Raw genomic sequence first — 24,507 nt, 5'->3', positions numbered from 1 at the left:
CAGTAAAGTTCTTCTAAAGTAGTCATAGCCTGAGGATCCCCACGATTTTGTTTTCTAAGCAAAAACTTTGATCGTGCCTCAGGCACTTAGTTCCTTTTTTCTTTTCTTCCTTATCCAGAGTTCAGGTTTATTAGCAATTGCTGGCTGATACACATGGGATAATTCAATATGACTATTGTTTATTGAGTTGAGGCCGGAATGGAAAACTATCTCGGCCAATGTAACCTTGGGTATTTGTATCCCAAAAACTCAGAGGGTAGCGTGTAGAATAGCGATGTGCTGCTAAATCTACTGTTGTGTCAGTCTTTAGTATATTTTTAGTGGTTCATACTAAAAAATACTTAATAGGGCAATTAATCGTATTCACCGTATGCTTTAGTATCCTCGTCATTTCTGCCTCCCCAAGCGACTACACTACGGTCTGCTCGTAGGGCTGTGAAAGCAAAACTTGTTGAGTTTAGGCAGACAATATCCTTCATATTGCTCTCCTAATTAAGGTTATATTGGATTTACCTTTTACCCACAGGGGAACCTATGCCATAAAACCTATCCCTTGCGGGTTAAACTGAATTTCTACTGACATGAATAATATTAGACATTATTTAAGTAAAAATCTAATAGAAAAAAGTTATCGGCTGATAACCTTAGGTTAATGCTACACCTGATTGTTGGTAGTGGTTTTTAGATTATTTTCTACAGATAGATCACAAGAGTGGTAATAATGAGATTTAGGCAGAGGAATTTAGCGGGGATATACATCTTTATGACTATTATTACGTGAACGAGTAACTTAATTTGGTAATAACAGAGGGCAGGTAAGCTAATATTTCAAATTAATGAGACGCTGAAATCGGCTAATATAATGAAGGATCACCAGCTTGCCCGCGTTATCGGGGATGCGGGCTGGAATAGCTTCCTCATGAAACTGGAATACAAAGCCGCAGCGGCGGGACTCGTCGTTTCTGCCCATGGAGGCCAGCTAAATCCGTCATAAAGACGGTGGCGGCCTGAGAAGTGAGAAGCCTCACCGTTTTTTACGGCGGGGAGCAGTCACTGATTGACAATCAGCATTATTTCCCAAGGTGATCACACCACCATTTTGCAATATATAGCAATTGAAATAAAAATATTGTAAGAGTGGCATGAATAAGTAAGTCGATAATATGGATAAGTGTGAATGAGGCAAGTCAGGAGGAATTAATTTCCGAATAGTGATATTTAAATGATTTATGTAAAAACTGACCGTTACGGAAACGGATTATCTATTTTAATATATTTCATATTAATAAGAAACAGGGTAAATGATAGCTCAGTATATTTATCCGTATTCATTGAGTGCTCAACCGGGGATGACTCCCCGGTTGTTCTGTTAAAGATTTTTATTTATTGCTGCTACCTGCCTTCTCATTCCGGATAGGTTATCTGAGTTATTACAGGGATCTGGCTTCTCCAGGTTAGCTATTAGGCCTCAGGATGGCTGGGTCTTTAAACTGACCATTTGGATTGTTGTTTGGTGGCGTCCAGAAAGCAACATCATAAATCCAATCGCAAGTGTCTTGCATTTTAATTGACAGTACCGCGTTTTCCCACTTACTTTCCCACTCAAATTTCTCTTCGGGTTTACGCTCCCATGAAAATCCGGTCCCTCGGCAGCTTGCTGTGTAAATCAGGTCGTTCACGCTAGATTCCATAACGTTTTTGTCTCCCTTGAACCTGTAGAGTATATAATTTACAACGGTAGCATCCATCTTGAGGATTACTGTGGCTTTCCCTGGACGTCCATCTTTACGTTTGGCAACCATCTGACAGATATACTTACCTGTGACCACACGTGGGATCTTGAAGATGCTGTTTTGTGCATTTATCCAGAACTTGCCTTGTTCCAGCGTCATATCGTCTACTCTCGGCTTTGGAAAATTATGATCTATTACTGTCGGAAAGACATTCAATAAGGTACTGGTACCTACTTCTGGGTAACGAATTGGCTTACCCCTGTTGTCTTTCCCATATATCACCGGATGCCCGAGAGCTTTGATTGCCCACGTTAGGTTCCAAGGGGGTGTAGCAGGATTAGGTTGATAATACTCTGATGGGGATAGTTCCCCGGTTGCCATATTAAAAATTTTCATTCTCTGTGATAACCCTGTCCCGGCCAGATTGTATTGGCCTTTTAAGGGCCCTCCTTTTTCAGATGATTATTCTCTGCATCGGGTCACCCGTGCAGGTCGTTATTACACGGTTTCGTTCATGTAAGAGTATTGCTGGAACTCATGTTTGAGGAGAAATCGTCTTGATTCATATTACTCTCCTAACTTAAGGTTATATCGGATTTACCTTTACCTACAGGGAACCTATGCCATAAAATCTATCCCTTGCGGGTTAAGCTGAATTTCTATTGCTACGAAGACATAAATAAGATTAGCAATTATTTTTAAAAAAAAGATAATAGGAAATAGTTATCGGCTGATAACCTCAGGTTAATGTTAAATCTGATTGTTGGTAGTGGTTTTTAGGTTGTTTTTCACAGATAAATTACAAGAGTGATAATAATGAGATTTAGGCAGAGAAATTTAGTGAGGATATACATCTTTATGACTATGACTATGACTATGACTATGACTATGACTATGACTATGACTATGACTATGACTATGACTATGACTATTACTATGTGAACGAATAACTTAATTTAGTAATAATTAATAGGAAGGCAGGAAATAAGGCGTTATTAAGTTTTTGTCGTAATACCCGTTCTATGTGGTTTTTAATATTTATTTCCCAAGCTGCTTGGTTAAATTGTTGTTTTTTAATCTTTATTTGAAAGTCGATTTTGGTGATAACCGAGGGCGGGTAAGTTGGTATTTTAAATTAATACATGACAGGCTGAGTTATTATCTTTGTTTCAGCCATTGGTTAATGGTTTACAATAACAAAACAATACTTAATAGATTGATTAACTGTTTGGATTAAGTTGTTTTGAAGCTAAAACGTAGTTCACAATTACACGCTTTGGCGTAGTTCAATAGTGTTTTAAGTGTTGGGCTTCCATTTCCTTTTTCAAGCCTGGAGATATTCGCTTCTTTCGTTCCCATACGCTGTGCAACTTGATTTTGCGTTAAACCAGCAGCGTGCCGTATTCGTAATAGAGTATTAATTAGCTCGAATTTTGGCTCTAGCGCATCATACTCAGCTTTTACATCTGAGTTAGCTAATGCTTTGGATTTTAGATGAAATGTCACCGGCGCAAGAGCGCACTTTTATGGCTATCTTTGATGCTCAACTGGCAAATGACGATGGTTCAGAGGCGCGTGCTCACCTCAATGCGGGTGAACCAATTTATTATGCAGAGTTTGACACTCCAGCAGGAATGGTTATTAAGGAATACCCAGGTGGCCGTAGGGAACTGGTTAGTTTTATGAGTGGTACAGAGCAGGTAGTTGAGGTTCTGGAAGCATGATGCATCGGCCTCAGCTCTGCACAGAAATTAAAAAAATCGTAATTGATAAATAACAAGCAATCATAGAGGTTAACATTGTATTTCGAATTGCTGAGGGTTATCTGGTAGTTGAATAGAGATAATTCGTTATTTGGGGATTTTAGGCATTTATTCTTCGAACCGCTTCGCAAAGTTATTATCTCTGCCTTGGACACTATCTCTTTATCCTCTATTTTGCCGTTATGCATGGATAGCCAGGGAGCACGGATGCTTAATTTATTGATATTGATTCTGTTCATTGTTTTCAGTTCACCGATAGTTGCGGCTGAAATTTTTGTTTCGAATACAGAAAAGAATTGCCCCGAATGGTCGCAGGACAAATTACAACGTGAAACTAAAAGCTTGATGCAACAGATGGCTCACTGGGATCAGCTCTATCGTCAGAAAGGGATCAGCGAGATCGATGATGAGGTTTATGATCAATTAATGGCGGAGCTGACTCATTGGCAATTCTGTCTGAAACAAGCACCCCATTCAGATTTTCCTGTGGAAGTTTTTCCTGATAATAAGCTTGTTCATCCGGTTGCTCATACCGGATTAAGTAAACTGAAAGACAAGCAGGAAATTAACCGATGGTTGCACGGTAGATTACCTGTCTGGTTACAGCCAAAGATTGATGGTGTAGCGGTAACATTGGTTTATCAGAACGGGAAACTTGTTTCATTAATCAGCCGGGGCAATGGTGCCGAAGGGGTAAATTGGACAGCAAAAAGCCGACATATTCCCGATATTCCGCAGAATATAGAAAATGCTCCACCTGATTTGGTGTTGCAAGGAGAACTCTTTCTGCATAAAGAGGGGCATAGACAGCAATTATTGGGGAGTGATGGCTCTCGTAATCGGGTTGCGGGTTTGATGATGCGTAAGGACCATTCGTCAGAATTAAAGCAAGTCGGTGTATTTATCTGGAGTTGGCCGGATGGCCCTGCGGAGATGGAAAGTAAATTGCGCAAACTGGCAGATATGGGGTTTCCATTGGCGCTTCGCTACAGTCATAAAATAGAGGAACCAGAGCAGGTGCAGAAACTGCGGATGCACTATTTTGAACAACCCATGCCTTTTGCTACAGACGGTATCGTGCTGAAACAGGAAATTGAACCTAAAGGAAACCAGTGGCGGTCTGGATCTAACAGTTGGGCTGTGGCATGGAAACACCCTTTACGCCATCAGGTCACACAAGTCAGGGAAGTTAATTTTACTATTGGCAGAACGGGCAAAATCTCAGTGGTGCTTGGGCTGGATAAGGTGAAACTGGATGATCGGCAGATAAGTAGAGTCAATATTGGTTCTGTTCGTCGTTGGCGACAGTTGGATGTATTACCGGGGGATCGGGTGACGCTTACATTGGCAGGTCATGGTATCCCGAAATTAGCTCAGGTGGTATGGCGGATCAAAGAGCGTCAGGATATTCAGCCACCGGATAAGCAGCGTTATCATGCGCTGAGTTGTTTGACGTTAACGGTGGGTTGTGAACAACAATTTAATGCACGACTGAAATGGCTGGGTGAAAATCTGCAAATGACAGGTGTCAGTAGCGGTAGTTGGGCAATGTTGACCGAACAGAAGTTAGTCACTGATTTAACCGGTTGGTTAGCACTTTCAGTTCAACAAATTGCTGCCTTACCGGGAATTGGAGATAAACGAGCACAGGCTATTTATTCACAATTCAGCAAGGCAAAAAATCAGCCTTTTTCCTATTGGATGAAAGGGATTGGAGTGCCTTATATGGATAAGTTGCCTGACGATGTTGTTCACTGGCTGCAACTGGAGCAGAAATTAGCCGGAACACAGTTAAAACAGCAACTTACTACCGGGCAATTTAAAAAGTTGTCTGATTTTGTCAATGACACGCAGATTAAAGCAATCGCGGAAAAACTGTCAGTGGCAAGGATAACAGGTTTTGACCGGGAAAACGGGGTGGTGGTTAACCCCGCTGATATGGCTCAGTGATCGGAGTGTTCGTAATTAAAGACCGGTAATCCAAGACGGTAGCGAATAGCAACCAATCTTGCTGTCAGACCGGCGATCAGGGTAATCAGAACAATGCCGTTTTGCGGTAACGGTGTGTGCTGTAAGCCAATATATAACCAGGCGGCGGTAAAGGAGACACCCGCATAGATCTCTTTCTGGAAAACCAACGGAATGGTGTTACACAACATATCGCGTAACACGCCACCGAAAACACCGGTGATAACTGCCGCAATGGAAGCAATGATTGGGCCATAGTTCATATCCAACGCAATCTGTGCGCCAATAATGGAGAAGACAATCAAGCCAATGGCATCAAGGATCAGAAACAGGCGGCGTAAATGTTTCATCATCGGCGCAACCCAAGTGGTGATTACGGCGGCACAGGCAACGGTGACGATATATTCAGGGTGCTTAACCCAACCGAGGGGATAATGCCCTAGTAGTATATCTCGAACGGAGCCACCGCCAATCGCCGTTACGGAAGCAATAATAATCACGCCGAACATATCCATTTTACGGCGGCCGGCGGCTAAAGCCCCGGTCATCGCTTCAGCTGTAATACCAATGATATAAAGAACACTTAGTAACATAGAAATGAAATGTACGTAGCATAAAAAAGTAAGAGTAATGTCGAAGTGGTAAAGTCTCGACTGAAATTTTTTAGTTCCATCCATTTCGGATTAATATTATTTATCCGAAAAAACCTGATGCAAGGATAATAAAATGGCCTTTCAGGAACGGCAAATCACGTTAGATAACCGTAGCCACCAGCTTACTAATATTAATGTCTGGACACCAGACAGTCAGTGGTTAGTTTATGATGTGCGTCCTCATGGTGCTTCTTTTACTGGTTTAACGATAGAAAAAATTCATGTACAGAGTGGAAAAACAGACATTATCTATCAGGCAAAGGAGGGCGCTCATGTTGGCGTAGTGACAGTCAGCCCAACAGAACCTGTCCGATATGCGTTTATTCATGGGCCAGAATTCCCAGATGAGCAATGGCACTATGACTTTCATCACCGTCGGGGCGTAATTGTCAGTGAGGATTCTCCGGGAAAAGCGGTTACGCTGGATGCAATGGATATTACTGCCCCTTATACTCCGGGAGCGCTGCGTGGAGGCAGTCACGTTCATGTATTCAGCCCAGATGGTAGCCGCCTGAGCTTTACTTATAACGACCATGTTATGCATGAGCTTGATCCAGTGCTGGATTTGCGCAATATCGCTGTTGCTGTGCCCCTGAAACCAGTTGAACCACCTAAACACCATCCCCGTGAATATGATGGTAGCTATTTCTCCGTTGTGGTTAGTACTGCTGCTTTTCAGCCGGAGCCGGGCAGTGATGATATTAACCGCGCCTATGAAGAATGTTGGGTAGGTCAAGCAGGATATCGTAAAGCGGATGGTAATTGGCAGCGTTGGGCGTTGGCATTTATTGGCGATACCATTTCTGCAACAGGGGAAAAAGTACCGGAAGTTTATATCGTTGATCTACCTGAACAGGACGCTGATTATGCGGTAGCAGGGGGAAAACCGCTGGAAGGTACGGAAACAACGTTACCCGCGCCGCCTGCCAGTGTAATGCAGCGTCGTTTGACATTGACCAGCCACAAACGTTGGCCGGGAGTTGTGAATAACCCGCGTCACTGGTTGCGTGCTTCACCGAATGGTGAACAGATTGGTTTTCTGATGAAAGATGATAATGGTATTGTGCAATTGTGGACAATATCGCCAAATGGTGGAGAGCCTCGTCAAATAACGCAGAGTTACTGTGGTATTCAATCTGCTTTTAGTTGGGAAGCTAGTGGTCAGTTTGTTGCTTTTATTTGTGATAACAGCGTGATGCTATGCAATGTACAAAATGGTCAGATGCAACGTTTGACGAAGCGTACAGAAAAAGCGCCTGCTGCGGAAGCGGTGGTGATTTCACCGGATAGTCATCATATTGCATTTATGCGTGAAGTCGATGGCTATATGCAAATTTTCCTGGTGGAAACCGGATTGAAATAAATATATTTGCCGTCAGCTCACTCTCCGCTGGTGGCAATAAATAAACCGGAACGGATTATCAATTAATTGGTTTTGGTTTGACGTTGTGCTTTTTCTATTTTTTCAATTCGCTCTTTTGGTGAACTTGTTGATTGATCTTCGTCAGATTTTATATAGTCATAAGGTAATAAGAGAGTATCTAATAGCGCAGAAAAAGGCAGATCAATCGCGAGTAATGGTTTCATTACCCAACCCGTATCTTTGTCTTTTAACATTTCAATGTTAGCTTTAGCTCCGGGATAATAACCGCGGCTAGGCCCTGAATGTGTCATGATGCTGGTACACCCGCTGATTAACAACCATCCTAATGTGACGCAAAATAGAATTAATTTATTACTCTTCATCGGTTCTATCGATCTCGTATGGCTAAGCCGCTGAAATAGTTTGCTCTTGCATAAGTTTGTTGGGTGATTTTTATTTTCCCAAATCTCTTAATGAAGAGCTTTGACATCAATCACTATAATCACGTCATGCAACATTGACCATAGCACTGATATCAAAAAGTCGTGAATTTTTTATGTAACAGGATTTTTTTCTGTTTTTTAATTAATAAAAAATAATGTAAGTCATCATAATGATTTGAATAGCTTATACCCGTTATCTTTCAAGTTGCCTCTTTGTTGGCTGCACTCACCCCGGTCACATCGTTCGCTATGCTCCCGGGGATTCGCTCCTTTGCCGTCGCGATGCATCTTGAAATCCATAGGGTATATAACTTAAATAATTTTAAGGCTAAAACGATTTGGCTTTTGTCTGTTAATAATAACGTTCTAATGAGTGTTGTGCTCCTTTGGGGGGTGATAAATCCTTATAATTTGTGTGATTAACCACATAACGGCTATTTAATTTCTGACAGAATCAGAGAGTAAACAGAACTAATCTCCCGGTTTTTTAACTTTTGGTAAAGGAAACGGGTTATGAGTGATATTGCTCTTACAGTGAGTATGTTGGCATTAGCTGCTGCATTTGGATTGTGGATTGGAAACTGGAAAATATATGAAGTTGGATTAGGTATTGGTGGTGTGCTGTTTGGTGGCATTATCGTCGGTCATTTTGCTCAAACTTATGAACTGACATTGAGCAGCGATATGCTGCATTTTATTCAGGAATTCGGTTTGATTCTGTTTGTTTACACTATTGGTATCCAAGTAGGGCCGGGTTTTTTCTCTTCATTACGACGATCGGGACTGAAACTGAATGGCCTGGCGGTATTCATTGTGATTATCGGTGGGTTGGTAACGGCGATTATTCATAAACTGTTTCATGTTCCTTTGCCAATTATTCTGGGTATTTTCTCTGGTGCGGTGACGAATACTCCCTCTCTCGGCGCCGGTCAACAAATTCTGACGGATCTTGGTTCAGATTCTGCCCTTGTCAGCCAAATGGGCATGGGATACGCAATGGCGTACCCAATGGGGATTTGCGGTATTTTACTGGTGATGTGGTTGGTACGGCTATTTTTCAAAGTGAATATTGAACGTGAAGCTAAAGAATTTGATAGCCAAAATGGTTGTAGTCGCGAAATTTTGCAAACCATGAATATTGCAGTTCGTAACCCAAACTTGAATGGGTTATGTATGCAGGATATTCCCCTACTTAACCGTGATAATGTGGTTTGTTCTCGCTTGAAACGTGACGATTTGCTTATGGTGCCTTCATACACCACAGTGATTCAGAGTGGGGATCTCCTATATTTGGTGGGTCATCGGGAAGATTTGGATAAAGTTAGATTGGTGTTGGGTGAGGAAGTGGATATTTCTCTGTCTACATCAAGTAATACGTTGCAATCTGCCAAAGTGGTTGTGACTAATGACGCAGTGTTGAGTAAACGGATACGTGAACTGAATCTTAAGCAAAAATATGATGTGGTTGTTACCCGATTAAACCGTGCGGGAGTTGAATTGGTTGCCAGTAATAATGCTAGCTTACAGTTTGGTGATATTTTAAATATTGTTGGTCGCCCTGAATCTATTGAAGCGGTAGCTTCTCTGTTAGGCAATGCAAAACATAAACTCCAGCAAGTACAGATGTTGCCTGTATTTATCGGGATTGGTCTTGGGGTATTACTGGGATCAATTCCGTTGTTTATTCCGGGTTTCCCCGTTGCTTTGCGCCTTGGACTAGCAGGTGGACCATTGGTGATCGCTTTGATTTTGGGGCGAATAGGGACCATTGGTAAGCTATATTGGTTCATGCCTCCCAGTGCTAATCTTGCATTGCGTGAATTGGGTATTGTGATGTTTCTTGCTGTTGTTGGGCTGAAATCTGGTGGTGATTTTATTAACACTCTTATATATGGGGATGGTCTGATTTGGGTAGGTTATGGCGTTTTAATTACGATTATTCCGTTACTCACAGTCGGTATTCTGGCCCGTATAGTCGCTAAAATGAATTATCTTAGCTTATGTGGGGTACTTGCCGGGTCAATGACTGATCCCCCCGCGTTGGCTTTTGCTAATGCTATTCACAGTACTAATGGGGCTGCGGCGCTTTCTTATGCGACGGTTTATCCGCTGGCAATGTTTTTGAGGATTATGTCGCCACAATTATTGGCGGTGCTTTTTTGGGCTTTATAGTAAAAGACATAAATAATTTGGAAACTGAATAAGCAGTTTGGCATATCGGCTGAAAGTCTCATTAATGCGTAATGTACTCTTGCATTAGCCATCAGTAAACGCACAAAAACACGCCTATTCGAGGCATTGGATTTAGAAATTTCTGATTGAATAGAGGCTGCTTAAGGAGAGTGGGCAAACAAGGAGTGTTTCTTTCTCTTCTTTATGCACAAAGCATTCTACAAATTCTGAAAATAATTATGTAAAGTCCTCGTTATCATTTTGCTCCTGCATTTCCGGGCAGGAGCTTTTTTACTATATTGATTTAATTACATTATTGATTTGATTACATTGATTTCAGGCTGCTTGCTGATGTGCCTGCTCAATTTCTTCTGCCAGAATCGCAATCCCTTTTGCAATATTTTCCGGATCAGGAACATAATTCATACGCATGCATTCATGAGCATGCGGCCAGTCTTGTTCCAGTCCGGGGAAGAAATAGTGACCTGGAACCATTAACACACCACGTTTTTTCAGTCTTTGATAAAGTGTTTCTGTGGTTATCGGCAGATTTTTAAACCACAGCCACAAAAAAATGGCGCCTTCTGGTTTATGGATAAGGCAAAGTTCTACCGGCAGATAACGACGGATAATCTGAATCACGTCCTGAACCCGTTGTTGATAGAACGGGCGGATAATGTTCTGTGACAAACGAAGCAGGTCATTGCGACGGATCATTTCCAATGCCATTGCGGGGCCGACACCGCCCGGCGCAAGGCTGATGATACCATTCATATTACTGACGGCATTGATGATTTTATCGTTAGCGATAATGATTCCGCAGCGTGAACCGGGCAGCCCTAATTTGGATAGACTCATGCACAGAATAGTATTAGGGTTCCACAATGGTGTAGCTTCGCTAAAAATAATACCTGGGAATGGCACGCCATAAGCATTATCAATGAGTAATGGAATCTGGTGTTGTTGAGCCAGATAATCCAGCCGTTGCAATTCTTCGTCAGTGATGACGTTACCCGTTGGGTTGGTTGGGCGAGAAACACAGATCAGGCCAATATCTTCGGTAATATTGAGATGGTCAAAATCAACACGGTATTTGAATTGGCCTTCTGGCAATAATTCAATATTGGGTTTATTGGCAACAAATAAGCCTTCATCCAGCCCTGAGTCAGAATAACCAATATATTCCGGTGCCAGTGGAAATAGTACCTTACGGGTAGAGCCATCTTCACTGCGCCCGGCCAGCAGGTTAAACAGATAGAAAAATGCGCTCTGGCTGCCATTGGTCAGGGCAATATTTTGTGTACCAATTTCCCAGCCAAGTTTTTCGCGTAGCATCTCTGCCAATGCTCGAATTAGCGTATCTTTACCCTGAGGGCCATCATAGTTGCATAGTGTTTCCGTGAGTTGGCCGCTTGCGACCATTTCAGTCAGTAATTGCTGAAAATAGTCATCCATTTCCGGGATATGTGCAGGATTACCACCGCCCAGCATAATTGCACCAGGTGTCCGCAACCCTTGATTAAGGTCATTCATCAGGCGGGTTATACCTGCGTCTTGTGTAAACTTGTTACCGAATTGAGAAAAAATCATAGCCGTGTTCGTTGTCGGTGTGTTATTTAAATTAGAAGAAATAACACCATACCCTTCGCATTATCGAGGTGCAATCTGGAAAATTATGACTATTAATTATTTAATATGGCATTTAATTTAACATTTAAAATAAAGAGCTAAATGTTTGGTTAATATCCAGTTTTATTATTGGTGTTAATCTTGGGGCTATTGTAATTCACTGAATTTATTTTCTACATAAACAGTCAGTTATATGGTCATTGACCAAGCCTGTTGCCTGCATAAATGCATAGCAAGTGGTACTGCCGATAAATTTGAACCCCCTTTTTTTCAGTGCTTGTGATAACTCATCTGAAAGATCTGTTTTTACCGGCACCTCTGTGATGGTTTTCCACTGATTAATAATCGGTTTGTTATCAACAAAACGCCAGATAAAGATGCTGAATTCTTCACCCTGTTGTTGCATTTTAAGATATGCCCGCGCATTGTTGATAATAGCGTTAATTTTGGCGCGATTGCGGACAATAGCAGGATCAAGCATCAGCCGTGCCACATCATTTTCATCCATGACGGCAATTTTTACCGGATCAAACTGATGAAAACATTGGCGATAGCCCTCACGTTTTTTCAGGATAGTCAGCCATGATAGCCCGGATTGCTGGCCTTCCAGACAAATCATTTCAAACAGCTTTTGGCTATTTTCTTGTGGTTTTCCCCATTCATTGTCATGGTAAGCCAGATATTCAGGATCAGAGGTCACCCAATTACAGCGTGTTAGTTCCATGATGATTATTCCCGATGTTGATGGTTAATAATTGACTGTACTTTAACTGTATATATATACAAGCAAAATAGCCAGATTAAGATTTTTTTATTTCAGGGCGGAATTGAGAGCGAATTCAGGGCTGTATATCTTAAGGTCAAAGGGTATACTGACCGACTTCCTTTCAAATTCATATGTATCGCGTGCGGATCCAACATGCAAAAGTTTGATACCAAGACCTTTCAGGGGCTGATCCTGACCTTACAGGATTATTGGGCGCGCCAGGGCTGCACCATTGTCCAACCACTGGACATGGAAGTCGGCGCGGGCACTTCTCATCCAATCACTTGCCTGCGTGCACTTGGCCCAGAGCCAATTGCGGCGGCTTATGTGCAACCTTCCCGTCGTCCGACAGATGGCCGTTATGGTGAAAACCCGAATCGCTTACAACATTACTATCAGTTTCAGGTCATTATTAAGCCGTCACCAGACAATATTCAGGAATTATATCTGGGTTCGCTGAAAGAATTGGGGTTGGACCCGACAGTTCACGATATCCGTTTTGTTGAAGATAACTGGGAAAACCCAACGTTAGGTGCTTGGGGATTGGGCTGGGAAGTGTGGCTTAACGGGATGGAAGTGACTCAGTTTACTTACTTCCAACAGGTAGGCGGCCTTGAGTGTAAGCCAGTAACCGGCGAGATTACTTACGGTCTTGAGCGTCTGGCGATGTATATCCAGGGCGTGGACAGTGTTTACGACCTAGTTTGGTCCGATGGTCCGTTGGGTAAAACCACTTATGGTGATATTTATCATCAGAATGAAGTAGAACAATCTACTTATAACTTTGAGTATGCGGATGTTGATTTCCTGTTTAGCTGCTTCGAGCAATATGAAAAAGAAGCTCAGGAGCTGCTGGCGCTGGAAACGCCGCTACCATTGCCAGCTTATGAACGTATTCTCAAAGCGGGTCATACATTCAACTTATTGGATGCCCGTAAAGCTATCTCGGTGACTGAACGTCAGCGCTATATCCTGCGTATCCGCACCCTGACCAAAGCTGTTGCTGAAGCTTATTATGCCTCCCGCGAGGCACTGGGCTTCCCTATGTGTAAAAAGAATCAGAACTAAGAGGCTGTCATGACTCAACAGACTTTCCTGGTGGAAATCGGCACAGAAGAGTTGCCGCCGAAGGCTCTTCGTTCACTGGCTGAAGCATTTGCTGCTAATTTTGCGGTGGAGTTGGATAACGCGAATTTAGCGTATGGTGAAGTGAGCTGGTTTGCAACGCCGCGTCGTCTGGCACTGAAAATCGCCAATCTGGATGAAGCGCAGGCTGACCGTGAAGTAGAAAAACGTGGCCCGGCGATTGCTCAGGCATTTGATGCGGAGGGTAAACCGACAAAAGCGGCTGAAGGTTGGGCTCGTGGCTGTGGTATTGCGGCTTCTCAGGCTGAACGTTTGGTGACAGATAAAGGCGAATGGTTACTGTATCGCGCGCTGGTAAAAGGCCGCCGTGCAACAGAGCTATTGTCGGGTATGGTCAATCACGCGCTGAGTAAGTTGCCGATACCTAAATTAATGCGTTGGAGCGATAAAGAGACTCAGTTTGTTCGCCCGGTGCATACCGTTACCATGTTGTTTGGTGATGAACTGATTGAAGGTGACATTCTGGGTATCAAATCCGCGCGTGTCATTCGTGGTCATCGTTTTATGGGTGAGCCTGAATTCACGATTGACAATGCGGAACAGTATCCGGCAATTTTGCAGCAACGCGGTAAAGTGATCGCGGATTATGAAACCCGTAAGGCGCTCATTAAACAGGATGTGGAACAAGCGGCGGTTAAACTGGGTGGCATTGCGGATATCAGTGACAGCTTGTTGGAAGAAGTCGCTTCATTGGTTGAATGGCCGGTTGTGCTGACGGCGAAATTTGAAGAGAAATTCCTCGAAGTACCAGCCGAAGCATTGGTTTACACCATGAAAGGTGACCAGAAATACTTCCCGGTTTACGACAATGCGGGCAAGTTGATGGCGAACTTTATCTTTGTTGCCAACATTGAATCTTCTGATCCACAACAAATCATTTCTGGTAACGAAAAAGTGGTTCGTCCTCGTCTGGCTGATGCGGAATTCTTTTTTAAGACGGATCGTAAACAGCGTTTGGAAGACAACTTGCCACGTTTGGAAACCGTTCTGTTCCAGAAACAGCTTGGTACTTTGCGCGATAAGACGGATCGTATTCAGGCTTTGGCTGGTTGGGTTGCAGAGAAGATTGGGGCTGATGTTAATTACGCCACCCGTGCGGGTCTGTTGTCCAAATGTGACCTGATGACCAATATGGTGTTCGAGTTCACTGATACTCAGGGTGTGATGGGAATGCATTACGCTCGTCATGACGGTGAAGCGGAAGATATCGCTCTGGCGCTGAATGAGCAGTATCAGCCGCGTTTTGCCGGTGATGAGCTGCCTTCTACGGGTGTTTCCTGTGCATTAGCCCTTGCAGACAAAATGGATACTCTGGCGGGTATTTTTGGCATTGGTCAGCATCCGAAAGGCGATAAAGATCCGTTTGCACTGCGTCGTGCTGCGCTGGGGGCTTTGCGTATTATCGTTGAGAAAAAACTGCCGTTGGATTTGCAGACACTGACAGAAGAAGCGGTTCGTTTGTACGGCGATAAGCTGACGAATGCCAAAGTCACTGATGACGTGGTTGAGTTTATGCTTGGCCGTTTCCGTGCATGGTATCAGGAGCAGGGTTACAGCATTGATACCATTCAGGCTGTATTGGCGCGTCGTCCAACGCAACCCGCTGATTTCGATGCCCGTGTTAAAGCGGTCACTCATTTCCGTACATTGGATGAAGCCGCAGCGTTGGCCGCGGCGAATAAGCGCGTTTCTAACATTCTGGCTAAGTCTGAAGAGACATTGAACGAGAAAGTAGATGTTTCTGCGTTGAAAGCGCCAGAAGAGGTGAAACTGGCAACGCATCTGATAGTTTTACAGGGTAAGCTGACGCCTTTGTTTGCCGAAGGGCGCTATCAGGAAGCACTGATTGAATTGGCTTCTCTGCGTGAAGTTGTCGATGCTTTCTTCGACAATGTAATGGTAATGGATGAAGACCAGCAGGTGCGTGTGAATCGCTTAACTTTGTTAAGTGAATTGCGGGACCTGTTCCTGAGAGTTGCGGATATTTCGTTACTGCAATAATGACCTGAAATAGTCAATTCCGGCTGTTGTGAAATGCGATAGCCGGAACTTAATACCTCTAATAAATTGACTGCCGAAACTTTGGCTAAGAGTGATCGTGGTGAAGACATTCATCAAGCAAAGGATGCTGACGATTTATTCGATCAGCTTGGTATCTGATGCGTCAGCCAAGATATTCAAGTCAATTTAAGCGTGATGTGAAATCTGTGAGAAAGTGCGACATAACTGAGGTTCAGTTGTTTTTATCAGCAACTAACCTATGATTATCAAAAAGGTATTGACGGCCTGTAGCGAGCGCAGTAAGATTCGCCTCGTTTTCGGCGAGTAGCGCAGCTTGGTAGCGCAACTGGTTTGGGACCAGTGGGTCGGAGGTTCGAATCCTCTCTCGCCGACCAATTTAGAGTTTGGGGCTGTCAAATAAGCCGCAGACTTAAAGAAATAGAGAAGCCTTACAGTCCTTGCTGCAAGGCTTTTTGCTATTTGGAAGCATTTACTCTAACAACCACAGCCACTTGGTGCATAACTTTGCCATCAGCATCAAAATGCTGCGGCCTTCCACCGTTGAAAAGACCATAATGTTTCTTCCCGTCACCCATTAAATCAAAAAGTGTATGGTAACGGCTTTTGGTGATCATATCGGCGGTATTGCGGCATACAGGGACTGCTCTGCCTGTCTCAAAAATATGTTCTCGATCAAGCACAAACTGATCCGGTGCATCTGGTAAATTGCCTTTGTAAATGGCAACTTGACCATAATCCTCACAACGGTCTTCTAAATCTAATTTGAACAGCCTCAGCGTCATTGAATACAGTTTTGCACCGCCTAGTTTTTCCTCAATCTCCTTATTGTTTATGGATTTCAAACTGCTATTAATGACACGAACATCATTAAAACCGGCTGTTCTTGCTAGCCGTATGAAATCTTCAAAGTACAATGCGTCACCGATACACTCACAAACAATTTGTTGGTCATTTTTCAGTGATTGGTCCAGTCTTCTATCTAAAAAAATGTCAGAAAAATAGATTTCACCACCCGATTTGAGTAAACGGGCCATACCAGCCAACACACTTGCTTTAGATACAGATAGATTGATGACACAGTTTGAAACGATAACGTCTATACTTTCAGGTGGTAAATTAAGTTGTTCTAGTGACTCGATATAGCCTTGCTGAAAATGCACATTGGTGGATGAATAGTCAAAGATTTGACGATGGTAATCCACAAAACGCTGGGCAAATTCGATTTGTTCTGCTGTTGCGTCAATACCAATAACTTTACCCTCGGTACCTACAAGGTGAGACAGAATAAAACAATCACGCCCACTCCCACATCCCAAGTCTAATACTGTCGTTCCTTCTAGCAAGGGAGGAAAAGGCGTACCACAACCATAAAAACGCTTCTGTACATCAGGATGAATAAGCTTAAGAATTTCTTTGATTCTGTCTGAAGTGGTGTTGTCCACAGTGCATACATTTATAGCAAGATCCTCTCTACTAGACAGGGTTTTGCCATAATAGTGTTGTATGTCTTCGATTCGCTGTTTAATCGATTGTTCGTTCATATTTATTTCCTCCAAATTAAATCATTAATAGGCTGATATTACGTTTCGGTAATTTGGCGCCAGATTTACAATAGATTCCTCATATTTCTGATCAATGCATAGATGTACAATGTATTAAGTCAAAAAAAATCGTCATGGCTGACGATTGATATGTGCGGCGACTTCCATCCAAGCTTCTACAGCGACAGTAAAAGCTGTCCGCCCTTTATCTGTTAATGTGTATACTTTACGTCCACGACCTGCAACGGTTTCATTGTGTACCGTTACATACTCTCCCTGCTCAAATTCACGCAGCACCGGATAAATTGTACCTTCGGTAGGTGAACAACACCCTTGGGTAGAACGTTCAACCTCACGGGCAATTTCGTAACCGTGCATAGGCCGTTGTTGTAGAACACTGAGAATGAAAAATTTGGATAAACTCATCTTAATGATGCCATTCCAATACATTCTATCAGTGTAGTCCACTGTCGTTCGTCCAACAGTGTTAAGTGTTTTCTTTGGCTTGTTCATAACGGCATCGTATACCTTGATCATCAAGGTGTCAATGTATCAGGTAGCCCGTTTAATTTACTTTATTATTGACTTCATGAGTCACCTCTTTTCGATAATAAAATGTAGGTATCTCCTGATTGTTTCAAGGGATACTCACTTCCGGCATCCCTTAACAGTATTCCAGATGGATCTTCTGAGCGATTTCACACAAGCCTGATGTTTTTCCAGAAGTTCCACATATTCACTATTATGCCGCTGATAGGCGTCGTTACACCACAATATGAACTTTATGTTCCTATTCCATCGCTTCCATAGTGATTTTCAGATAAGGGCGACTATTCCTTGACAGCAGACGATGCTATTGGATCAAAACTCAAAGGGAGTTTAGAAGGTCCTCGTGTATACACTCCTGTTTCTTGATAATGATCATTACTAGCAAAACGTAAATTGTGCAGGCGATCCAAAATAATATTGGATGAAACTTCCAACTGATTGAGTGAAAATGCAGCCGCAGCACAGGCATGAGTACCTGCACCAAAAGCTAAATGTCTTTTTCGATTTGCTTTCTGTTGAGAAGTTGTATTTTTTCTTCGATATAGATCAAATTCATTTGGTTTGTGAAAAACCGATGGATCGCGATTAGCTGCGCCAATCATACAAAATATTACAGCGCCTTTAGGTATATCGATACCAGAAATAGTGACGTCTTCACCCGTTTCTCTTGGAATTAGCTGTACCGGTGATGTCAGACGTAAAGTTTCTTCAAATGCATCTCGAACCAGACTGCGATCTTTGAGCACTGTATCAAGCATACTTGGATTAGATATTAAGTGATTAAGCATCATTGCTAATATCTTGTCAGCAGGTTCTATAGCAGCTAATAGAATGTTTAAACACAGTGCTGTAATTTCACTCATGGACATCGCTGTATCTTGACAAAATATAGATATAATGTCCTCACTGGGATTACACCGTCTCTGATCTATTATAGGCTTTAGTAAGCGAATTAATTTCTGACTACATTCAAGACTGTGCATTTTTTCTGGTTCTGTTTGGTCAAACTGGGTAATAAAACTAGCGATACCCTTGTGCCATTCAGCTATATCACGATAGTTATCACTTGGCAGTCCGAGAATACCTAATGTTACTAATACGGCATAATCGCGGCCAAAGTCATTAACAATATCTATATTTCCTTTTTCCATATAAGGTTGTAAGAGATCTTCAGTAATCTTTCGAATCATGGGTTCGTAGTAGCGATTAAAATAATCTCTTGAAAGTCCTTGCATTATGAGTTTGCGTTTACACGCATGCTCTTCACCTTCCATTTGAGCAAGAACGCGATCCCCCATAACCGGTTCGGCAAGTGCAGTTAATGGCTTAGTATTGAAAATTGAGGATTTTAAAATAGCGTCAACATCCTCATATTTGCCAATAAAATAGCTGTTTTGGGATTGTTCAAAATAAACTAAATCTTGCTTATGCAAAATGTCGTAAAAATCATAAGGATTTTTTATGAACTTGGGATCGTGAATACTAAAAGAACTTAATTTAGCCATTATTTTGCTTCCTTTCTAAAGATATTTGGTACTAAGAGCTTATTAACTTTAAATACAATTACTATTTCATCAGATTATTTGTATTTTATGGTTGAGTGACGATTCCGTAACTTTGTCTATCTCCTACTTGTATAGGATAACTACAGTTAAACAACCCTTTTCCGATTGGCCAAGGACGGTGATAAAGTAACGTAGAATACTTTACCCCAAGTAATCGAGGGGTATCGAGGTAAAAGGGAATTTCAGCGAAAATATATGGTAACGCTTTATATACTAATTTTAGGTCAATTGGACCAAAGTATTGTCCGGTACCTTTTAGTCTCCCTTTTATGGCTTGAAAGGCCATATTAAGGCAGATTTTTTTAAAAGATTCTGATTCATTAAACGCGTTTTCAACTTGTGTTTTAAGAGATTGGTAGTCATGGTTTAGTGCAAAGTCACAAAATTGAATAACTCTGATTTGCTTACTTTTTAACATTGCTGTGGAAATAGCATAATCAAGGTTACATAAATGACGTCTAATTTCGCGCTGTGTTTTCTTGATAGCCTTAGCATTCTCAGCTCCACCAGCGACTAAAAGGCGTGAAGCTTCACGTTCACAAGGTAACAATATGTCAACTTGTCGGAAATAATGACTTGACCACTGAATAAGGTCCACTACATAGTCCTTTGAAAAACGGGAGTTAAAGGGGCTTATCCCTATTAGCGCGTGATCACCTTTTTGAATAATTTTGTCACAACGAGAGGTTTCACCTTGGACAGTAAATGATGGTGAATTCTCGTGCAGCAATGTTGAATGGACTGGTAATATTTGATTGTTCGTTTTTTTTAAGTATTTTTTTTCAGTAGATAACATTTCCATTGACTTTCCATTTTTTAATGTAATCGCACATAATCTTGGTATAAATTGTTTAATTTTTATATAGATTTATTACATCTCCATTAAAATATTTATACATAAATTTGATATAATTTAATCTCGTAAAAATGTCAAAGATTATCGAAAATCAGAGTTAGATAAACTACATTTCGAGCCGATAAACGAATTGATGCTAAATGAGTCTTGACCAATTCTGGCTACTGTTGAAAAAGTGAGAAGAAAATCGGATATAAAAATGCATCGTCATCCTTGGAGATTTCTAATAAGAAGGCTGTTCAGATAACAACACCTAATACTGTATTTTTAACTTTACGTCAATATGCTTCGCCATATTAGTCACGTGGCGAATTTATTTGAGTATATTAACAAATATTCTGTTTATATGGCTAGAATAATGTCAGGAGCGTGTAACTATTTTTCGTCCGTAAACTTATAGGCTTTGGTAGATAAATTAAATACTTAAAAAACAAATAATTAAAAAAAGGTGGATTCGACTAATAATATCATAGTAAAAAATAACATTTAATTACTATCAATGACATTTAATTCATCCATCTGAGAAATATATCTCATTCATTGAATGACTTGTTTGAAAAAAGATAAGAATGGTGTATGAATATTATCTTCTATAAACATTGAATGGAATATAACTGTGAAATTAAGTGATATAGGTAACACGCTTTTACTCGAAATTAATAAGTTTAGAATAAACGGTAGTCGAGTATTTTCGAAGTGTGAATGTCACTGGCAACAGCTATCTCTCTCTTTACAGGAATACTATTAGCAATGGCTGGATGGTATCCCTATTGTTTGAATGAGATGAATAATACTGTTGTACAGATCAGTTCTGAACATTTTGAAGGAAAAATGGATCTCAATGGCATTAAGTTGGGTGATTGCGTCTCTATTATTGATAATACGTTAAGTACAGGAAGTGCGGAGATTAAAGATAAATTTGCAATAATAAAATCAGTTCAATATCGGAAATTTAATTTTTGGAATAATAAAATAATAGGTGATATATGTCTTCATATAATGGCGTAATATATGGGGTTATTTTTTGCCTCATCAGTGCAGCATTTGATGTGTTTGTTGCGTATTTAACGCAATCGATAAATTCAGCTATTGTTATCTTTTATTGCTTTATATCATCTACTTTATTATTTATGATGATAAGTATTTTCAAAGGGATTGATCAATTAATTGTGAAGGTCCGCAAGAACACCTTATTGGTGTTAATTGTTAATATCTCAATTCTATTAAATTGGGGGGGATTAATCATTTCGCTACGTTTTCTTGAGCCTGCAATAGTGGGTGTTGCTTCAGTGGCTTGTGGCCCTGCGATAACAATCCTCCTTTCATCTTTTATCGATAAAGACGAGGCAAAAACAGAAAAATTAGAAGTCGTCATATCTTGGTTAGTTCTCATTGGGGTAGGTGTGATGCTAGTGAATACATTTTTAGGAAATAGTGGATTATCATCAACCTCAACTCAGGATAGGATTATTGGCATTGTTAGTGTGATAATTGGTGCTGTAGGAACGGTATTATACACTATTTTTTCTAAGAAATTATTCAAGGAAAAATGGCAAACATATGAGATATTGTCTGTTAGAAGTATCTTAATGGTGATACTTTCATTTTGTTATATTTCACTATCCGATGTTTCTCTTAGTTTGAATATTGATATGATTCTTCCGATGTTGATTCTTGTTGCTGTCGGGCACTTACTTCCAATCTATCTCGTACTGAAGGCAATTAATGCCATTACCCCTCTTCATGTCTCTTTGTTATTTCTATTAATACCTGTATTTACGATTCTTTTTCAATATCTTGATTCACGCATAGCGTTTTCTATTGAAAGTTTGATTGCAGCCTCGGTTATAGTTTCTTTGTTAACTATTCTTGGTTTAAGTAAGATAAGAAAAGACAAAAGGGTATAATGAGGTATAAATAGATGGAATATTACGACCGATAATAACTAAGTTAACAACAGATTTAGGGAAAATTAGTGATACTGTTATGTCTATTATTGAACTGGGGAATTTTTACAAAGTTATAAAGAGAGAGGCTTATAAACTCATTAAGCACGTCTATAATGTATGTCTAATTAATCACCGTCTTGGTTTATTCACCGATAATAATTTTATAGCGGAATTAAGAAAATTACCTTCTTTCTATGAAGTTGTTTTTTATGTGATGAAATTGGAGTAATTAATGAAACCAGAAGTGATGTAAACGTAGATAAACTAGTAACAGGTTTTTGTATGTATTTATATTATTAATGTTATACTTATTTGATTAACTTTTCAGGTGCCGATTTTATTCGGCACACAGCATTTTATGCCAGTTATCATCTTTTCTAGTGAAATAATCGTTTACTAATTAATCAAACAACCACAATTTTTGCGCACAGGTTAATAGTGATTAATCCTGCATCCATGAGCTTTTTATGGTCTTTTTGTCTATAAAACGTGCGAGTTGTCATGTTTTTGTGCTAACTATGTTAATTATTAGTTTCCTTTGTGTTTTCCTGTTGTTTGTGACATCTGTTGAGATCTTATTGACGCAAGAGACAACAGTTGTTTAATTGATAAGCTGAAAATAATAAACAAAACCTAAACAGCGCAGTTTCTGACAGAAAGTGCAGATTCTGACTGTACACAACACCACCACAAATGGAGTGCAAGAAAATGACAACTTTCTCTAAAGGGGCGAAGTTATTGAAGCTAGGGGTCAGCTTAGTTGCATTGGCAGTAACCGCCAGCGTTCAGGCAAAAACATTGGTTTATTGTTCCGAAGGCTCACCGGAAGGCTTTAATCCTCAATTGTTCACTGCTGGCACAACTTATGATGCCAGCTCCAGACCACTGTATAACCGTTTGGTTGAGTTCAAAACAGGTACAACTGAAATTATCCCGAGCTTGGCTGAAAAATGGGATATTAGCGATGACGGTAAAGTTTACACTTTTCATCTGCGTAAAGGCGTTAAATGGCATGAAAATAAAGAGTTCAAACCCACCCGTGATTTTAATGCTGATGATGTGATCTACACTTTCATGCGGCAAAAAGATACAAGCCATCCATACCACAAGGTGTCAGGCGGCAGCTATGAATATTTCATTGGCATGGGTATGAGTGAGATAATCAATAAGGTTGAAAAAGTAGATGATTATACTGTGCGGATTGAACTGAGCCGCCCGGAAGCACCATTCCTGGCTGATTTAGGTATGGATTTCGCCTCTATTATGTCAGCAGAATATGCAGATAAGATGATGAAAGCCGGTACGCCAGAGAAAGTCGATCTGAATCCAATTGGTACAGGCCCGTTCCAGTTGGTGCAATATCAGAAAGATTCTCGCATTCTGTATAAAGCCTTCAAACAATACTGGGGAGATAAAGCCAAAATTGACCGGCTAGTTTTCTCTATTACTCCTGATGCATCCGTTCGTTATGCAAAATTACAGAAAAACGAATGTCAGATCATGCCATATCCAAATCCAGCAGATATTGCCCGCATGAAACAGGATAAAGATATCGTTTTGCTGGAACAGCCTGGTCTGAATGTCGGTTATGTCGCTTTCAACGTCACTAAAAAGCCATTGGATAACGTTAAAGTTCGTCAGGCGTTGACGATGGCAGTCAATAAAGACGCTATCGTTGAAGCGGTTTATCAGGGCGCGGGTCAGAAAGCTAAAAATCTGATCCCACCAACCATGTGGGGTTACTACAATGATCTTAAAGATTACCAGTACGATCCAGAAAAAGCGAAACAGCTCCTAAAAGAAGCAGGGATGGGAAGTGGTTTCACCATTGATCTGTGGGCAATGCCCGTACAGCGTGCATACAACCCGAATGCCCGTCGTATGGCTGAAATGGTCCAGGCTGACTGGGCAAAAATTGGTGTTAAGGCCAAAATTGTCAGCTATGAATGGGGCGAATATTTGAAGCGAGCTAAAGATGGCGAGCATCAAATTGTGATGATGGGTTGGACGGGAGACAATGGTGATCCAGATAACTTCTTCGCAACTTTGTTTAGCTGCGCAGCCAAAGAACTAGGTTCCAACTACTCTAAATGGTGTTACAAACCGTTTGAAGATGTTATTCAGCCAGCCCGAATCGTTGCTGAGCATGCTAAACGTGTTGAGCTTTATAAACAGGCTCAAGTTGTGATGCACGAACAGGTTCCGGCCCTGATTGTGGCTCATTCCACGGTGTATGAACCCACTCGTAAAGAAGTTAAAGGTTATGTCGTTGATCCTCTAGGCAGACATATTTTCAGCAACGTGTCTCTCGAATAATCCTGTTCTTACTTAAGGCGTTTATTAAATTGTGAGCCAAAGGGGGAAAGTCCTCCCCCTTATCAAGCCAAAC

Annotated in this window: 18 protein-coding genes, 1 tRNA gene and 2 pseudogenes; 11 read left to right on the top strand and 10 right to left on the bottom strand. The window is 41.1% G+C overall.

Features of this window, described 5'->3' with window-relative positions; all coding sequences use genetic code 11:
• Positions 1-832 precede the first annotated feature (832 nt).
• A pseudogene (locus AACQ83_RS08765) lies at positions 833-955 on the top strand (RNA-guided endonuclease TnpB family protein); the annotation flags it as partial.
• Between the two features lie 499 nt (positions 956-1,454).
• Here AACQ83_RS08765 and AACQ83_RS08760 read toward each other — a convergent pair.
• The gene (locus tag AACQ83_RS08760; RefSeq protein ID WP_112878614.1) at positions 1,455-2,129 is read right to left on the bottom strand and encodes a hypothetical protein; all 675 of its coding nucleotides are present in this window, start codon (positions 2,127-2,129) and stop codon (positions 1,455-1,457) included.
• Positions 2,130-2,966: 837 nt separating this feature from the next.
• Positions 2,967-3,239, bottom strand: coding sequence for a helix-turn-helix domain-containing protein (locus tag AACQ83_RS08755; protein ID WP_036846162.1), 273 nt, complete (start codon positions 3,237-3,239; stop codon positions 2,967-2,969).
• On the opposite strand from AACQ83_RS08755, the gene AACQ83_RS08750 reads away from it, so the two are divergent.
• Positions 3,233-3,457, top strand: coding sequence for a hypothetical protein (locus AACQ83_RS08750; protein ID WP_036846160.1), 225 nt, complete (start codon positions 3,233-3,235; stop codon positions 3,455-3,457). The genes AACQ83_RS08755 and AACQ83_RS08750 overlap by 7 nt on opposite strands.
• A 246-nt stretch (positions 3,458-3,703) precedes the next feature.
• Entirely contained in the window at positions 3,704-5,446 is a 1,743-nt protein-coding gene (gene ligB, locus AACQ83_RS08745) for an NAD-dependent DNA ligase LigB (protein WP_112878613.1), read from the top strand.
• On the opposite strand, the gene AACQ83_RS08740 is transcribed toward ligB, so the two are convergent.
• A complete protein-coding gene (locus AACQ83_RS08740; protein WP_112878612.1) occupies positions 5,440-6,057 on the bottom strand; it encodes a trimeric intracellular cation channel family protein in 618 nt (205 codons plus the stop codon). The genes ligB and AACQ83_RS08740 overlap by 7 nt on opposite strands.
• Positions 6,058-6,190: 133 nt before the next feature.
• Between AACQ83_RS08740 and AACQ83_RS08735 the strand changes: the two genes are divergently transcribed.
• Complete coding sequence (locus AACQ83_RS08735) at positions 6,191-7,480, top strand: DUF3748 domain-containing protein (RefSeq protein ID WP_112878611.1); 1,290 nt, start codon at positions 6,191-6,193, stop codon at positions 7,478-7,480.
• A 62-nt stretch (positions 7,481-7,542) separates the two neighbouring features.
• Here AACQ83_RS08735 and AACQ83_RS08730 read toward each other — a convergent pair whose 3' ends face one another.
• Positions 7,543-7,863, bottom strand: a complete 321-nt coding sequence (locus tag AACQ83_RS08730; RefSeq protein ID WP_112878610.1) for a YceK/YidQ family lipoprotein — start codon at positions 7,861-7,863, stop codon at positions 7,543-7,545.
• A gap of 573 nt (positions 7,864-8,436) precedes the next feature.
• On the opposite strand from AACQ83_RS08730, the gene AACQ83_RS08725 reads away from it, so the two are divergent.
• On the top strand, positions 8,437-10,095 hold the full coding sequence (locus AACQ83_RS08725) for a putative transporter (RefSeq protein ID WP_112878609.1): 1,659 nt from the start codon (positions 8,437-8,439) through the stop codon (positions 10,093-10,095).
• Between the two features lie 336 nt (positions 10,096-10,431).
• Here AACQ83_RS08725 and AACQ83_RS08720 read toward each other — a convergent pair whose 3' ends face one another.
• Positions 10,432-11,685 carry a valine--pyruvate transaminase gene (locus AACQ83_RS08720; RefSeq protein WP_112878608.1) on the bottom strand — a complete coding sequence of 418 codons (1,254 nt, stop codon included), beginning with the start codon at positions 11,683-11,685 and terminating at the stop codon, positions 10,432-10,434.
• 205 nt (positions 11,686-11,890) lie between these two features.
• Complete coding sequence (locus AACQ83_RS08715) at positions 11,891-12,448, bottom strand: DNA-3-methyladenine glycosylase I (protein ID WP_112878607.1); 558 nt, start codon at positions 12,446-12,448, stop codon at positions 11,891-11,893.
• Positions 12,449-12,643: 195 nt separating this feature from the next.
• On the opposite strand from AACQ83_RS08715, the gene glyQ reads away from it, so the two are divergent.
• The 3 genes from glyQ to AACQ83_RS08695 all read left to right on the top strand — a co-directional run bounded on the left by glyQ (position 12,644) and on the right by AACQ83_RS08695 (position 16,032).
• Complete coding sequence (glyQ, locus tag AACQ83_RS08710; protein ID WP_112878606.1) at positions 12,644-13,558, top strand: glycine--tRNA ligase subunit alpha; 915 nt, start codon at positions 12,644-12,646, stop codon at positions 13,556-13,558.
• 9 nt (positions 13,559-13,567) lie between these two features.
• Positions 13,568-15,637, top strand: a complete 2,070-nt coding sequence (gene glyS, locus AACQ83_RS08705; RefSeq protein ID WP_112878605.1) for a glycine--tRNA ligase subunit beta — start codon at positions 13,568-13,570, stop codon at positions 15,635-15,637.
• 318 nt (positions 15,638-15,955) lie between these two features.
• Positions 15,956-16,032, top strand: a tRNA-Pro gene (locus tag AACQ83_RS08695).
• An 81-nt stretch (positions 16,033-16,113) separates the two neighbouring features.
• Here AACQ83_RS08695 and AACQ83_RS08690 read toward each other — a convergent pair.
• The 4 genes from AACQ83_RS08690 to AACQ83_RS08675 form a co-directional block, all read right to left on the bottom strand.
• Positions 16,114-17,199, bottom strand: coding sequence for a methyltransferase domain-containing protein (locus tag AACQ83_RS08690; RefSeq protein ID WP_240000751.1), 1,086 nt, complete (start codon positions 17,197-17,199; stop codon positions 16,114-16,116).
• 132 nt (positions 17,200-17,331) lie between these two features.
• Positions 17,332-17,712, bottom strand: coding sequence for a PadR family transcriptional regulator (locus AACQ83_RS08685; protein ID WP_205068649.1), 381 nt, complete (start codon positions 17,710-17,712; stop codon positions 17,332-17,334).
• Positions 17,713-18,029: 317 nt separating this feature from the next.
• The gene (locus tag AACQ83_RS08680) at positions 18,030-19,253 is read right to left on the bottom strand and encodes a cytochrome P450, cyclodipeptide synthase-associated (RefSeq protein WP_112878603.1); all 1,224 of its coding nucleotides are present in this window, start codon (positions 19,251-19,253) and stop codon (positions 18,030-18,032) included.
• A gap of 85 nt (positions 19,254-19,338) precedes the next feature.
• On the bottom strand, positions 19,339-20,115 hold the full coding sequence (locus AACQ83_RS08675) for a tRNA-dependent cyclodipeptide synthase (protein WP_240000750.1): 777 nt from the start codon (positions 20,113-20,115) through the stop codon (positions 19,339-19,341).
• Between the two features lie 762 nt (positions 20,116-20,877).
• On the opposite strand from AACQ83_RS08675, the pseudogene AACQ83_RS08670 reads away from it, so the two are divergent.
• The 3 genes and pseudogenes from AACQ83_RS08670 to dppA form a co-directional block, all read left to right on the top strand.
• Positions 20,878-21,111: pseudogene (locus AACQ83_RS08670) on the top strand (adenine phosphoribosyltransferase); the annotation flags it as partial.
• Positions 21,112-21,155: 44 nt separating this feature from the next.
• Entirely contained in the window at positions 21,156-22,076 is a 921-nt protein-coding gene (locus AACQ83_RS08665) for an EamA family transporter (RefSeq protein WP_112878601.1), read from the top strand.
• A gap of 750 nt (positions 22,077-22,826) precedes the next feature.
• Entirely contained in the window at positions 22,827-24,434 is a 1,608-nt protein-coding gene (dppA, locus tag AACQ83_RS08660; protein ID WP_112878599.1) for a dipeptide ABC transporter periplasmic-binding protein DppA, read from the top strand.
• Positions 24,435-24,507: the final 73 nt, after the last annotated feature.

The organism is Photorhabdus sp. S10-54, from assembly GCF_963878145.1.
Taxonomy (GTDB): Bacteria; Pseudomonadota; Gammaproteobacteria; order Enterobacterales; family Enterobacteriaceae; genus Photorhabdus; species Photorhabdus kayaii.
Note: the sequence above shows the minus strand (reverse complement) of the source record. Positions and strands in the feature narration are given on the sequence as shown.